The sequence below is a fragment of the Odoribacter splanchnicus DSM 20712 genome, from assembly GCF_000190535.1.
Lineage (GTDB): Bacteria > Bacteroidota > Bacteroidia > Bacteroidales > Marinifilaceae > Odoribacter > Odoribacter splanchnicus.
In genome coordinates this window covers 3,065,228-3,077,989 of record NC_015160.1, presented here as the reverse complement: position 1 = coordinate 3,077,989, position 12,762 = coordinate 3,065,228, and the positions used below count along the sequence as shown (strand labels likewise).

At 43.2% G+C, this 12,762-nt stretch carries 15 protein-coding genes; 3 read left to right on the top strand and 12 right to left on the bottom strand.

Annotated features, from left to right (window positions below; translation table 11 throughout):
* Position 1: 1 nt before the first annotated feature.
* The 6 genes from ODOSP_RS12915 to ODOSP_RS12890 all read right to left on the bottom strand — a co-directional run bounded on the left by ODOSP_RS12915 (position 2) and on the right by ODOSP_RS12890 (position 5,661).
* A complete protein-coding gene (locus ODOSP_RS12915) occupies positions 2-1,156 on the bottom strand; it encodes a FecR domain-containing protein (RefSeq protein ID WP_013612744.1) in 1,155 nt (384 codons plus the stop codon).
* 87 nt (positions 1,157-1,243) lie between these two features.
* Positions 1,244-1,816: a sigma-70 family RNA polymerase sigma factor gene (locus ODOSP_RS12910; protein ID WP_013612743.1), complete on the bottom strand. Its 573-nt coding sequence runs from the start codon at positions 1,814-1,816 to the stop codon at positions 1,244-1,246.
* A 42-nt stretch (positions 1,817-1,858) separates the two neighbouring features.
* On the bottom strand, positions 1,859-2,455 hold the full coding sequence (locus tag ODOSP_RS12905; protein ID WP_013612742.1) for a rhomboid family intramembrane serine protease: 597 nt from the start codon (positions 2,453-2,455) through the stop codon (positions 1,859-1,861).
* A gap of 9 nt (positions 2,456-2,464) precedes the next feature.
* Positions 2,465-3,325 carry an agmatinase gene (speB, locus tag ODOSP_RS12900; RefSeq protein WP_013612741.1) on the bottom strand — a complete coding sequence of 287 codons (861 nt, stop codon included), beginning with the start codon at positions 3,323-3,325 and terminating at the stop codon, positions 2,465-2,467.
* A gap of 79 nt (positions 3,326-3,404) precedes the next feature.
* Positions 3,405-4,283 carry a DUF3078 domain-containing protein gene (locus ODOSP_RS12895; protein ID WP_013612740.1) on the bottom strand — a complete coding sequence of 293 codons (879 nt, stop codon included), beginning with the start codon at positions 4,281-4,283 and terminating at the stop codon, positions 3,405-3,407.
* A 76-nt stretch (positions 4,284-4,359) separates the two neighbouring features.
* Positions 4,360-5,661, bottom strand: coding sequence for an amidohydrolase (locus tag ODOSP_RS12890; protein WP_013612739.1), 1,302 nt, complete (start codon positions 5,659-5,661; stop codon positions 4,360-4,362).
* 92 nt (positions 5,662-5,753) lie between these two features.
* Between ODOSP_RS12890 and ODOSP_RS12885 the strand changes: the two genes are divergently transcribed.
* Positions 5,754-6,296 carry a DUF3575 domain-containing protein gene (locus ODOSP_RS12885; protein ID WP_013612738.1) on the top strand — a complete coding sequence of 181 codons (543 nt, stop codon included), beginning with the start codon at positions 5,754-5,756 and terminating at the stop codon, positions 6,294-6,296.
* A complete protein-coding gene (locus ODOSP_RS12880) occupies positions 6,293-7,375 on the top strand; it encodes an OmpA family protein (RefSeq protein ID WP_013612737.1) in 1,083 nt (360 codons plus the stop codon). Before ODOSP_RS12885 ends, ODOSP_RS12880 begins: the two co-directional genes overlap by 4 nt.
* Before the next feature lie 17 nt (positions 7,376-7,392).
* Here ODOSP_RS12880 and ODOSP_RS12875 read toward each other — a convergent pair whose 3' ends face one another.
* On the bottom strand, positions 7,393-7,863 hold the full coding sequence (locus ODOSP_RS12875; RefSeq protein WP_013612736.1) for a lipocalin family protein: 471 nt from the start codon (positions 7,861-7,863) through the stop codon (positions 7,393-7,395).
* 93 nt (positions 7,864-7,956) lie between these two features.
* Here ODOSP_RS12875 and ODOSP_RS12870 point away from each other — a divergent pair, with 93 nt between their 5' ends.
* Positions 7,957-9,315: an MFS transporter gene (locus ODOSP_RS12870; protein WP_013612735.1), complete on the top strand. Its 1,359-nt coding sequence runs from the start codon at positions 7,957-7,959 to the stop codon at positions 9,313-9,315.
* A 149-nt stretch (positions 9,316-9,464) separates the two neighbouring features.
* Here the strand turns inward: ODOSP_RS12870 and ODOSP_RS12865 are convergent, their stop codons facing one another.
* The 5 genes from ODOSP_RS12865 to ODOSP_RS12840 all read right to left on the bottom strand — a co-directional run bounded on the left by ODOSP_RS12865 (position 9,465) and on the right by ODOSP_RS12840 (position 12,628).
* Positions 9,465-10,190: a gamma-glutamyl-gamma-aminobutyrate hydrolase family protein gene (locus ODOSP_RS12865; RefSeq protein WP_013612734.1), complete on the bottom strand. Its 726-nt coding sequence runs from the start codon at positions 10,188-10,190 to the stop codon at positions 9,465-9,467.
* Positions 10,190-10,819: a putative quinol monooxygenase gene (locus tag ODOSP_RS18910; protein WP_013612733.1), complete on the bottom strand. Its 630-nt coding sequence runs from the start codon at positions 10,817-10,819 to the stop codon at positions 10,190-10,192. The genes ODOSP_RS12865 and ODOSP_RS18910 overlap by 1 nt, the downstream gene beginning before the upstream one ends.
* A 7-nt stretch (positions 10,820-10,826) precedes the next feature.
* On the bottom strand, positions 10,827-11,387 hold the full coding sequence (gene gmk, locus ODOSP_RS12850) for a guanylate kinase (RefSeq protein ID WP_013612732.1): 561 nt from the start codon (positions 11,385-11,387) through the stop codon (positions 10,827-10,829).
* A 73-nt stretch (positions 11,388-11,460) separates the two neighbouring features.
* Complete coding sequence (locus ODOSP_RS12845; protein WP_013612731.1) at positions 11,461-11,664, bottom strand: four helix bundle protein; 204 nt, start codon at positions 11,662-11,664, stop codon at positions 11,461-11,463.
* 85 nt (positions 11,665-11,749) lie between these two features.
* Positions 11,750-12,628 carry a YicC/YloC family endoribonuclease gene (locus ODOSP_RS12840; protein ID WP_013612730.1) on the bottom strand — a complete coding sequence of 293 codons (879 nt, stop codon included), beginning with the start codon at positions 12,626-12,628 and terminating at the stop codon, positions 11,750-11,752.
* Positions 12,629-12,762: the final 134 nt, after the last annotated feature.

The following is a 12,762-nucleotide window of genomic DNA, read 5'->3' as shown; positions in this document are numbered from 1 at the left end:
TTTATTGGCTGATGTATATTTTGTTACCGATATAGGAAAAATGAATACCGTTGGTCGATTGCAGATTATCCAGAATTTCCCGGATGCTGGCATAACGGTTGGTATGCAAATGAAAGCGTAGCTGCCTGAGGGCCGGACGGGTAAAAACTACTTCGAAATCATACCACCGGGTCAGCTCTCTGAAAATTTCTTCCAGAGTTTTGTCGCGGGCGATAAATTTTCCGTTTTTCCAGGCCAGCACTTCTTCGGGATCGGCTTCTAGAATTTGTAAATTACCGGTGTGACAATCGAAATGGGATTGTTGTGAGGGCAACAATTTTAGGGTTTGCCGGGAGGAAGGGTAATGCTGTTCGATGCTGCCGGAGAGAAGCGTAGTTACCGTTTCCGTCTCATCGGGGTAGGCTTTGATATTGAAACTGGTCCCCAATACCTGTAGATTCATGTCGCGGGTATAGACTGAAAAAGAAGCTTGTTCGTTACGGGCAACTTCGAAATAGGCTTCGCCTTCGAGGTATACCTCCCGGTGATCACCGGCAAAGACTTCCGGGTATTTCAGTTTGCTTCCGGCATTGAGCCAAACACGGCTGCCGTCTGAAAGAGTGAGCGAAAACTCACAACCTTTGGGTACGGTGAGGGTGTGGTATGTGATCTTTATCGGAACTGTGTCCCGGATCGGAGTATAGCTCAGACTGCCGGAGTCATGTTGCAGGATATTCACTTTGGAGGACGACCCGCTGATGATTTGCAGAGTATCGGCTAAAAGTACCTGTTGTCCGTTGGAAAGAGTCAGCGTAGGGAACTTGTGATTCGCCCGGGATTCTACCGAAGCTAAAGGAAGCGGTTGCGGTATGTGTCGTTGCCAGAAGAAAATACCGCAACCCAACAGGAGAAAGAATAAGGCGGCATATTTCCATAAACCGGAATACAGCCGGTGTTTGTGCAGCCGTTGCTGCAATTGGGCGTAGGCTTGTTTTTCATCCGGTTTATCCCATTGTCCTGCCCAACGGATTGCCTGATAGTCTTTGGCTGATTGCTTAAACAGCTTTTGGCCTTCCGGATTTTGTTTCAGCCATGAATCGAACTGCTTTTCTTCCTCCGGACTCATTTGTCCTGCGAGGTAGTCCTGTATTTGTTGTTTCGGATCAGATATGTTCATAAAGAGTGTTACTTGTTATAAGTTAATAACACAACTTTAAAAATGGGTGAATGATTTTTTCAATTATTTTTTCAGAAAATTGAAAAATTATAACGTCAGGGAGTCGTTTTCGATGCAATAAAATATTAGCAGGAGTGTATCGGGGAATTGTTTCCGTAATTGTTTTACGCCGTAGTTGAGTAGAGTTTTCACTGTATTGACAGAAACATTTAATTCTTCGGCTGTTTCTTTATATTTTTTCCCCTGAATCAGGATAGAAACGATCACTTGGCGTGTTTTGTCAGGTAATTGTTTGATCGTTTCCCGGATTGCAGCGATCAGTTCGGGCGATATAGTCATCGCTTCCTCTTCTGCAGCTTCGAATTTCAACAATTCGGCTTCCATAACAAGCTTGCGATTGCGCAGACGGTTCAGGCAGGTATTCCGTATACACCGGAACAGATAAGTGGTGAGAGCTTCCGGGGCGATCTGGCGGTAGGAACGATGTTTTATGAAATCATAGAAAACATCCTGTACGATGTCTTCCGAAAAATGAATGTCCGTCAAAAAAGAATCTGCAAACAATACTAACGGTTTATAGTATCGTTCGAATAATAATTTTCCTCCCTCGTCCGGATTTTTTGTAAAAGCCGTTAAAATTTCAGATGCGGACGGATACATTCCTTGTTTTTATTTTCTCACAAAAATAATAAAATATAAAATTCAAATCAATTGCTTGAAAAACAAATGGAAAAGCGTCGGATTTAAGATTCCCGGGAATAAAAAACCGTAGATCGCCCCGTAAAAATGGGCATTATGATTGATGTTGTCACTTCCCTGGCGGGCCATATATTGGCAGTAAGCTAAATAAAGAAGGCCGAACAGAATACCTGGAATGGGAATTACGGCAAAAAGCAGAATTTTGTCCCACGGATTCAGGAATATGGCTGTGAATAAAACGGCAGAAACCGCACCGGAAGCTCCGATAGAAGTGTACCATGCCGCATTACGGTAACGGATCACATCAGAGGCAGAAGCTACAACCATCCCTCCGAAATAGAGTAGTAAAAAAGCCCCTTCTCCGAATCCCAGATAACGGAATGTCTCTTCGATATACTTGCCGAATGACCAGAAAGTAAACATATTCACGAATAAATGCACCCAGTCTGCATGAACAAAACCATGCGAAATGATACGGTACCATTCCTTTGCATGTACAATCCGATAGGGTTTGAGTGAAAGTTTATCGAACAATAGTCTGTTGTTGAAACAAATAAAAGAGACCACAACGGTTATTCCGGTAATGAGATAGGTGATCATTGATCGGGGTTATTGCTTGAAACGTATACTCAGGATTTGATAAATCAGTTTTGAGGCCAGGAAATCCGGGGCTTTGTTGATATCGTTCGGACAAAGTTCGACAACATCGAGACCGACGATATTATGGCGTTCGTTGATTAGTTTGAGCAAAGTCAACACTGTCCGGTAGGTCAGTCCGTCGGGTTCGGGGGTACCTGTCGACGGCATATAAGCGGGGTCGAATACGTCCAGGTCGATTGTGACATACACATTATCGTGGAGTTTTTGAGACACCTCGTACATCCAGGTAGAATCGTCCGATTCTTTAATTTCATGGGCATAAAAAATACGGTCCGGATCGATATTGTGCTTTTCTTCGATGGCGCTGCTACGAATACCTACCTGAACGACACTTGGGGTAATTTCTTTGCCCCGGGCCATAACACAGGCATGATTGTAAGGCGAACCTTCGTATTCGTCCCGCATATCCGAATGAGCATCCAGTTGCAGGATAGAAAATGTATCGTAGTATTTGGCTATAGCCTTGAAAGCACCGATACTGACCGAGTGTTCCCCACCCAATAACACCGGGAACTTTTTATCTTTCAAGATAGCTTCCACGCGCTGTTCGACTTCCTGAGCCATAGCTTGGGGAGAAGAATCGGCCGTAACGGGTTCTAAAGTGGCGATACCGTGTTTATATACTTCCGAATCGGTTTCGATATCGTAAAATTCCATGTTGGGCGAAGCTTCGAGTATGGCACGTGGTCCCTTGTCTGCTCCTTTCAGCCAAGTACTTGTACCATCGTAAGGCACAGGAAGAATAGCTATTTCCGCCGTTTCGTAATCGGTGTATTGTTCTTCAAAGTCTCCGTAAAGTAATTTATCCATACCTAAATAGTTTATACTACAAATCTAGATTTATTTTGTGGGAAATAAGCGCTATACATGTGAAATATATTTAAAATAGTCAGAACGTTACCTGAAATCCTACACCCAGACTTTCTTTAAATTGTAAGCGTGGCCCTTTACTTCCATCTTTTTGAACGATTTTAGTATCGTTGTCATAGATCAGGTTTGTGGAAATATTGGCCGAAAACCATTTATTCACGGTCATATTTAATTGTACATCCCAACGGACATCCACGTTTTGCGGATCTTCCAGATAATTCGAGAAAAGATCGACTCGTGAATAGATCGTCATATTTTTCAGAAATTCGTATTTTACTTCTACCTTTAAGTTACCACCCATTTCTGAAAAAAGATGCTCGCCGGGATCAACACCGAATGAACCTTCGTCGGAAAGAATTTTACTACTGACAAAAGTTCCCCGCCAGGAAATGGCCGAAAAGGTAGCTGTTATCCAATTCTTTGGATTCCAGGTCAAACCTAGACCGGTAGTCAGGTATCCCGGAGACATAAAACGTGAAATATAAGTCCGGGGTTCTGTTTTATAATCATACCCTTTCGCAAATTGCGTGTTGAAGTTCAACAGAGCACTCAAATAAAGGCTTTTGGTCATTCCGTAGCCATAGGTCGACGAAAAATAAAGTTTGTCATTCGTTTTTTTCGTTCCGCTTGTTTCCGTTTGATTCAAGCCATAAGCCATTTCGATCCGGTTTTGCCACAAATGTTTATTCTTTTTATAATCGGCACTATAATTGAGTAATACATCGAAGCCGACCGCATTCTCGCCTCCTGAGGCCCAATTGTTTAAGCTAACCTGAGATAAATTTAATCCTCCGTTACCTCCGTATGTCCAGCTTGAATCCCGGCTAATGTGACCGGCAGCTGTTGCTGTCCAATTGAATAAAAAGGTAAATGCGCTGATAAATATTAAATTTTTCATAGTTCTGGTTTTTGATTTTTAAACTACAAAATTATACTTTATCAACAATAATTTACAAATTATTTTTGAAAATCGCTTACATTTTTCGGATTTGACCGGAGAGTTGTTTGATTGCCTCCAACGTATTTTCTTTGTCTACATGGCATACGATCCGGTTGCGCATGATCCAGTCCCCATTTACCATAGAAGAGCGTACATTTTTACTGTTCATGGCATAGACAATGGCTGAGTATTCATCATAAACAGGAAGCATATTGGAAGCATCTGCATGTATCAATATCAGGTCCGCTCTTTTTCCTATTTCGATCGAACCGGTTATTGTGTCGAGTCCCAAGGCTTTTGCTCCGTTGATGGTAGCCATCCGGAGGGCTGTCTGGGCTTTTACAGCCTCCGGGTTGTAATGGACGACTTTAGCGAGCAATGCGGCAAAACGCATTTCCTCTACTAAATCGAGGGTGTTGTTGCTCGCCGTTCCGTCTGTTCCTAAAGCGACAGTAATTCCTGCTTTCAGGTAAGTGTCTATATCTGCAACGCCACTGGCTAATTTTAGATTGCTTTTGGGACAATGGCCGATCGAAGTCCCGGTTCGGGCCAGGAGTTCGATCTCTTTCGGATTGAGCCATACGCAATGGGCTGCAATCACGTTCCGGTCGAGAAGCCCGATCGAATGGAGGTACTCGGCAGGTGGCATGCCTGTTCGGGCTGTGATGTCTTCGACTTCTTGCCGGGTTTCTGCGACATGAATCTGAAGAAGAGTACCGTACCGGTCTGCCAGTTGTTTGGATTGTTGGAGAGTGGCTTGGGAACAGGTATATGGGGCATGTACACAAACGGAAGGGTGAATGATAGAGTCTCCTTGCCATTTTCGGATCAAAGCTTCACATCGGGCAAGACCTTCGTCTACCGTTTGAAAGCTCGCTGTTGCAAAGTCGATCATCGATTCTCCCATAACTCCCCGGATACCGGCATTTTTAGCCTCCTCGGCTATGATATCTTCGAAAAAATACATGTCGTTGAAACAGGTCGTACCCGATTTGATCATTTCGATAAAAGCCAGTCGGGTAGCGATTCTGACATTTTCAGGAGTCACCAACCGGGCTTCTGCCGGAAAGATGTGTCCGGTAAGCCATTCATGCAGCGGAAGATCATCTGCAAAGCCCCTTAGCATAGTCATAGGAAGATGAGTATGTGTATTGATCAGCCCAGGTAATAAGAACATCCCTTCTGCGTCTGTGATTTCCGCATCGGTATCTTCTAAAGATTGAGTCGTGATGGCACTGATTTTTCCATTTTCGATCAGGATATTTCCGTTAGGGAGAATATCTAACCTTTCATTCATCGTGATAATACGGGCGTTCCGGATGATCTTTTTATTCATAGCTTTTGTTTTTACAAAAATAAGTAAAACTTTAGGATAGCGGTATTCGTTAATATCAAAAACGTCAGAAATAGGTAAAAGTTATAGAACGAATGAAACGAATAGGATTTATTTTACTTTTGTTTACATCGAGTGTCGGTTTTGCACAGAAATATGCCGTGAAAACAAATCTGGCCTATTGGGCGACTACGACTTTGAATATCGGTGGAGAAATCGCTTTAGCTCCGCGAATGACATTAGATATGACGGCAAATTATAATCCCTTTCATTTCCGTGGGAATAAGAAGATTATGCATTGGGCGGTTCAGCCGGAATGGCGTTATTGGACTTGTCGCCGGTTTATGGGGCATTTTATCGGAGTACATGCACATGGAGGAAAATATAACGGTGGTTTAAAAAAATACCGTTATGACGGATGGGGTGTCGGTGGTGGTTTTTCTTATGGTTACCAATGGATCATCGGTAAACACTGGAACTTGGAAACAGAACTTGGAATCGGGTATGCTTACTTGAAGTACGATAAATATTTACGTAACCGATGCGGACGATTTATAGACACCGGACATCGCAACTATTGGGGACCGACAAAATTAAGTATTAGTTTCATGTATCTTTTTAAAAGCAGGCAGAAATGAAAAAAACGATCGGAATATTATTGGGATGCTTATGCATATTGTTGCTGGAGAGCGGTGTGAAACGGATTGAGAAGAAACCGGCTTTGACTATTACTCCTTCCCGCTTGCAACTATTTGTCGATCAACATACAGATCCATATACGATAAAAATAGTTTATACATTGAATATACCTCATGGGTTTATCCCTTCCTGTGCCCGTATGGTTTATCAACCTTATTTTCTGTCTGCCGGGCATCGCTATGATTTGACTCCTTTGGTCGTTAGCGGAAAAAACAATCTTCGGCAAGAAAAGCGGTTAACTGCCTTGACGGATAAACAACCGGATTATCCCGAAGCTCTTCGGCTTATATCGGAAGGAGAAGGAATGCAGGTCCGTTTGTCGGAAACAGTGCCTTTCGAATTATGGATGGCACAAGCTAAATTGAGGGCTGATGTGACGTTAGAGGCTTGTGACCGGGAGAAACATATTGAAGTTTTAACCTTGGCCGATGGAGTGATCTGGTTGCCTATGGGGCCGGGACCGGTTCGGGTGAAGTACGCAAAAGAAAGAGTGATGGTACAAAAAGTATCGGAATTCGAATTTTTCTTTCCTTCAGGACAATATATCTTCAACCGGGAATATGACGGCAACGCTTCGAGCATGAAACGAATGATGAAGTTGGTCGATTCATTTCGATCGGATTCAACGATGCGCCTGGAAAAACTAGTCATTGCCGGAAGTTCGTCTCCTATAGGTACGGCGACTTTCAATGCCTCGTTAGCCGAACAACGGGCCGAACAAATGAAACAGCGTTTAGTCGAACGGAAACAGATGGAGGCCCAAGAGATCGAGCTCGAATATATCGGTGAAAATTGGGCCGGATTGCGGCAATTGGTCGAACAGTCGAAATTGCCTGATAAAGCTGCCGTCTTGCGTATTCTCGACACTACAAAGGATGCTGCCCAACGCAAAGCTTCATTAAAGCAGCTCCCGCAATATGAATATTTGCGCATAAACTTATATCCCGATTTACAGGAAGTGAGGTGTATCTTCTATTATACTCAAAAAGAAGAGATCACGAAAGTGATCCCTGAATAATGAGAAGAGTTCGGCAGTTATGATTCGGGCTGTTGGGGAAAAATCAGACGGGAAGTGTCGTATCCTCGTTGCCGGGCCTTTTCCAGAATTTGGTTTAGGGTATTTTGGTCGAGATGAGGAGTACGGCTTAAAATCCACAGGTATTTGTCTGTGGAACTGCCGATCAGCGACCATTGGTAGTCCGGGTCCAACTCGAGAATGTTGTAATCGCTGTAAAACGACAGGAAGAAAGCGACCTGCAATTGACCGGGCTGACCGTTATGGGAAGGCCGTGCTTTCCCGATACTACATTTTTCTTTACCGTCGACAGCATCTTGATGACCACAATTCAGAACTTTGATTTTCCCATCCGGGCGTTTTGAATATTCTGCTGTGACATAATGCAGACCCCGTTCGAAACGATGATCGTAGCGGGCGATTTCATACCATTTACCAAGATAACGTTGTAAATTGAACTCTTTTACAGTGCTTTTGTCTATTGTTTTCATAGCCTTTTTCTCAGGTTTACGTAGAACAGGAAGGATGAGTTCTAACAAAACTCAGGACTTTTCGTATTATATCCAGTACTTTATGAACTTGTTATGGGTGAAATACAACAAGACGGTTTGCCTTTGCCACGGCGGAATTGGGCCATGGCAGTAATTGCTTTGGGGATGACGATGGCCGTGTTGGACGGGGCTATTGCGAACGTTGCTTTGCCTACGATTGCCGGAGATTTACATGTCAATCCATCCAGTTCTATCTGGGTAGTAAATGCTTTTCAGTTAGCAATGACCATCTCTTTACTGGCTTTTTCCTCTTTGGGTGATCTTTGGGGATATAAGCGGGTGTATGTGTTGGGCTTGAGTATGTTCACAGTGACTTCGCTGATATGTGCTCTTTCCGATTCGTTTATTACTTTGGTTATAGCCCGTGGTTTACAAGGTTTCAGTGCGGCAGCGATCACGAGTGTCAATACCGCTTTACTGAGGGTGATTTTTCCGGCCCGTTTTTTGGCCCGTGGAATGGGAATCAACGGGTTGATCATTGCTGTCGCTGCTGCTGCCGGCCCTACTGTTGCTGCCGGTATTTTAGCTATTGCCGATTGGCCCTGGTTGTTTGCCATCAATGTGCCCATAGGACTGGTTGCATTTGTATTGAGTTTGAAGTTTTTACCCCGGAATCCGGTAAAAGTAGAAGGACAACGTTTTGATGTAACGAGTGCGGTAATGAATGCCCTGACTTTTGGTTTGCTGATATGTGTAATCGATGGATTTGCTCACGATATTCATTGGTATATTCTGATTCCGGGTTTTGTTATCATGCTGATCATCGGCTGGTTTTTTATCAAACGTCAGAAAATGCAGACTTATCCTTTGCTTCCGGTCGATTTGCTGCGTAATAAGATCTTTTCCCTATCCTTGCTGACTTCCGTGTTTTCTTTTATAGCACAAATGCTGGCTTTGGTGTCTATTCCTTTCTTTTTTCAACGGGTATTACACCTGAGTGAAGTTGCGACGGGGTTATTGCTGACACCCTGGCCACTGGCCACTATGATTACAGCTCCGCTGGCCGGGCGTTTGATGGATCGTTACAATGCCGGTTTATTGGGGGGGATCGGATTGATGATATTCGGTACGGCTCTTTTGTTGTTGGCGATGATGCCTGCACATCCTTCACATATCGATATTATCTGGCGTATGTTTTTAGGAGGTATAGGTTTCGGTCTCTTTATTACCCCCAACAATAGTACGATTATTGCATCGGCTCCCAGAGAACGTAGCGGCGGAGCCAGTGGTATGCTGGGGATGGCCCGGCTCTTGGGACAGACTGTCGGTGCGGCTTTTGTGGCAGTCCTGTTTGCTATGTTTCCCGGACATGGGATGCGATATGCTTTGATTTTTGGAGCCGTTATCGCTGTTGTTTCGGCCGTTATCAGTAGTTTGAGACTCAGGAAGTAGAACCAGATCGGTATTTTTCATGGCTTTGGAGCGGTCTACAGCTCCGGCATGTAGAAGGATATGTTTCCCTTTCCAGTTGGATGGAATGATAAAATTCCGGCGATACCACAGGTCGGTTTTGTTTTTGCCGACGATACCCGAAAGTTCGGTTATTCCCTCCGACAGTGAGCGATGAGTTGCTGAAATAAGGGTAACATTTTGTCCGAACCGGCCAGGAGCATTTCGGGATGCCATTGGATACCTACGACAAAAGTGTGATCGGGCATTTCGACAGCTTCGATAACTCCATCAGGGGCTGTCGCTGTGATTTTCAGGTGACGTCCTAAATGGTTCAGGCATTGGTGATGAAAACTGTTGACTTCCAGTTGCTCTCCCCAAAGTCGGCCTAAAATAGAATCTTTTTCAATACTTACCGGGTGGAAAATATCCTCCCGTGGGCTGTATTGGCTGTGTAGCATAACCGGATGGCCGATGGCTGTGATATCCTGCCAAAGCGTACCGCCCAATACGACATTCAATAATTGTATTCCCCGGCAAATGGCTAATAGAGGCTTGTCTGTCCTTAGGATTTCTTCGGTCAACGCCCATTGTGCCCGATCGAGTCCGGTATGAAATTCCTCCAGGCAGGGATGAGGGAAGTCTCCGTATAAGATGGGGTTGATATCTCCTCCGCCCGAGAGAATAAAACCATCGCAGACTTCGGCATACCGGACAATGGAAGCCCGATCGGCTACCGGGGGAAGAAGCAGGGGAATGCCCCCTGCCTTAACGACTGCATCGATATAGTCTTTGTTGACGTATATCCTTTCCATCCCCAGAAATTTACCTTTATCTACGGTATGGAGATTTGTGCTGATACCAATAATCGGAGTCATTAATCGATCGGCTTGGTTTTGATAACGGTAATGCCGTTTTCTGTATACCGGTCTAAGATCCCGACTAAACTGATCAAATGGGGGGCTGCCATGTGAGCGTTCCAATCTTCGACAGTCTGCCAGGTTTCGTGAAACATGAAATCTTTCGGATCGTCTTTACTGACATGTAATTCATAATGCAAAGCCCCTTTTTCAGCTAATGTAGGCGCAATCAGATCTTCGAGAATTTTTTGCCATTCTTTTTCAGTATTTCCTTTGTTCCGGTTATAGGCGAACAATACCAACGAATCCGGGACTATCACGGGATTCGGAGCTTCCGAACGTTCCCAGCGTTGTAAAACCGGTTTTCGGTCTGTCAGTTCGTCTCTGCGGGCCCGAAAAGCTTGCAGATGTTCACTTTGGGTATGTTTTTTCCAAAGTTCTTCGTTTGCCCATATTTCATGAAAAATGAATTGACAGGGGTCTTCCCGATCTTCATACAAATGGTAACTGATAGCTCCTTCTTCCTGACGGGTCTTTTCGATGAGGTCGAGACAGGCTTTTTTTAATTCTCCGGCTTTCCCTTCGCGGGCATGGGAAATAGATACCAGAGTTAATTGTTCCGCAGTTTTTGACGTAAAATAGTTCATTGTAGCATTATTTTAAAAAATCCCTCACTTTTTTTTCTGCTTCCCGGAAGGCCTCTTCCAGCTTATCGTTGACGATGATCGTATCGAATTTGTCTGCGAAAGTCATTTCGTATTCTGCTTTTGCCAGGCGTTGTTCGATTTTTTCAGGAGCATCGGTCCCCCGGCCGGTCAAGCGTTGGCGTAGTACTTCTACAGATGGGGGCTGAATAAAGATCGATAACGCATTGTCTCCGAATTTCTTTTTGATATTTAGGCCGCCTACGACATCGACATCGAACAATACAGTATGACCTTTCGCCCAGATCCGGTCGATTTCACTGAGAAGCGTACCGTAGTAACATCCCGGATACACCTCTTCCCATTCCAAAAATTCTTTATTTTCAATTCGTTTCCTGAATTCATCTGCTGTAAAGAAATAATACTCTTTACCATGTATTTCTTTTCCCCGGGGAGCCCGGCAGGTTGCTGAAATAGAAAATTCCAACCCTAACCCCTTTTCCAATAAGTAATTTACAATTGTACTCTTACCCGCTCCACTCGGTGCTGAAAAAATAATTACTTTTCCCATACGATGATAGTTTATAAGGTTTATAAAGTTTGTAAAGTGGGATCAAAGTTTTTTTATAAAGTTCGATAACATTTTAGGTATTGTTTCGGTATCTGAGTTCGACGTTTGATTTTCGTTCATAGCCTTCGGTGATGTTATTCATAATCAAAGCAGTTGCTCTTTCGATTTGGTCTTTAAAACCGAAATCATGGCTTTTATCGAATAGCAAATAGATTTCTATACACAACTCTTTTGCCTTTTGCCACGCCAGACTATCTTCAAAACGTTCAATCTTCATGATTTATCCTTATTATGTTTAACACCAAGCGCCTGCAGGGTCCATGAACTTTAAAAATCTTATAAACTTTACGGACTTTAAAAACTTATAGGACATTCAAACTTTGCTCTTTTATCTTTTCCAGTTCGTCTTTCATTTTAACGACGAGTTTCTGGATGTCGTGGTCGTTGGCTTTAGAGCCCATGGTGTTGATCTCCCGACCGATTTCCTGAGCGATAAAACCGATTTTCCGGCCCGGAGCATCTTCATGTTCGATCGTTTCCAAAAAGTATTTACAGTGATTGGCCAACCTGACTTTCTCTTCTGTGATATCCAATTTTTCCAGGTAGTAGATAATTTCCTGTTCCAGCCGGTTTTCATCGATATTTTGAATATCCGTCCATTCATTGATTTTTTCCTGTAATTTCTGACGGATGACTTCTACACGTTTTACTTCAAATTGAGGTACCTGAGCAGACAGTTCCTGAATAAGTTCGATGCGGTGACATATATCTTTGATTAAAGCTTTTCCTTCCTGGATTCTGAATTTGTTGATTTCTTCCAAAGCTTTTTTTATTCCAGCTTCCAAAGCCTCCCATTCGGTATCTTCCAACTCTTCCGATTTGATTTGCAAGGTATCGGGGAAACGCATGACGGTTTGGAGAATCTTGTTTTTGTCGGCTTCGATGCCCAATTCGTTGGCGATGTCTAGTAATTGATTGAAGTATTGAGTTACTACAGGCTTATTAATGGTCACATCCTTATCGCTTTCTGTATTGTCAAAGTAGATACACATTTCTACTTTCCCCCGGTCTAATTGTTCTTTTACTATATTCCGGATTTCCATTTCTTTTTCTTTGTAAAGATTAGGCATCTTCAGATTCAAGTCCAGGGTTTTTGAATTCAGACTTTTAATTTCGATCACGACTTTCCTATTTCCGTTTTCGATGGTGATTTTTCCGAAACCGGTCATTGATTTTACCATAATATTGATTTTTGATTCTTCTGCAAAAATAACGATTTGTTTGTAAATATTCTTATTGCAGATTATTTCATTTTTCTTCGTATCTTTACACCCCAAAATAATAAAAGAGAAAAGATAGCAAAATCATAAATCAA

What these genes read in the sequence shown, in the direction of transcription:
- ODOSP_RS12915 (WP_013612744.1), bottom strand. Translation starts at nt 1,156, where the DNA reads ATGAACATATCTGATCCGAAACAACAAATACAGGACTACCTCGCAGGA.
- speB (WP_013612741.1), bottom strand. Translation starts at nt 3,325, where the DNA reads ATGGATAAATTACTTTACGGAGACTTTGAAGAACAATACACCGATTAC.
- ODOSP_RS12875 (WP_013612736.1), bottom strand. Translation starts at nt 7,863, where the DNA reads ATGAAAACAATAGACAAAAGCACTGTAAAAGAGTTCAATTTACAACGT.
- ODOSP_RS12840 (WP_013612730.1), bottom strand. Translation starts at nt 12,628, where the DNA reads ATGGTAAAATCAATGACCGGTTTCGGAAAAATCACCATCGAAAACGGA.
- ODOSP_RS12910 (WP_013612743.1), bottom strand. Translation starts at nt 1,816, where the DNA reads ATGTATCCGTCCGCATCTGAAATTTTAACGGCTTTTACAAAAAATCCG.
- ODOSP_RS12885 (WP_013612738.1), top strand. Translation starts at nt 5,754, where the DNA reads ATGAAACGAATAGGATTTATTTTACTTTTGTTTACATCGAGTGTCGGT.
- ODOSP_RS12905 (WP_013612742.1), bottom strand. Translation starts at nt 2,455, where the DNA reads ATGATCACCTATCTCATTACCGGAATAACCGTTGTGGTCTCTTTTATT.
- ODOSP_RS18910 (WP_013612733.1), bottom strand. Translation starts at nt 10,819, where the DNA reads ATGAACTATTTTACGTCAAAAACTGCGGAACAATTAACTCTGGTATCT.
- ODOSP_RS12870 (WP_013612735.1), top strand. Translation starts at nt 7,957, where the DNA reads ATGGGTGAAATACAACAAGACGGTTTGCCTTTGCCACGGCGGAATTGG.
- ODOSP_RS12890 (WP_013612739.1), bottom strand. Translation starts at nt 5,661, where the DNA reads ATGAATAAAAAGATCATCCGGAACGCCCGTATTATCACGATGAATGAA.
- ODOSP_RS12865 (WP_013612734.1), bottom strand. Translation starts at nt 10,190, where the DNA reads ATGACTCCGATTATTGGTATCAGCACAAATCTCCATACCGTAGATAAA.
- ODOSP_RS12880 (WP_013612737.1), top strand. Translation starts at nt 6,293, where the DNA reads ATGAAAAAAACGATCGGAATATTATTGGGATGCTTATGCATATTGTTG.
- ODOSP_RS12845 (WP_013612731.1), bottom strand. Translation starts at nt 11,664, where the DNA reads ATGAAGATTGAACGTTTTGAAGATAGTCTGGCGTGGCAAAAGGCAAAA.
- ODOSP_RS12895 (WP_013612740.1), bottom strand. Translation starts at nt 4,283, where the DNA reads ATGAAAAATTTAATATTTATCAGCGCATTTACCTTTTTATTCAATTGG.
- gmk (WP_013612732.1), bottom strand. Translation starts at nt 11,387, where the DNA reads ATGGGAAAAGTAATTATTTTTTCAGCACCGAGTGGAGCGGGTAAGAGT.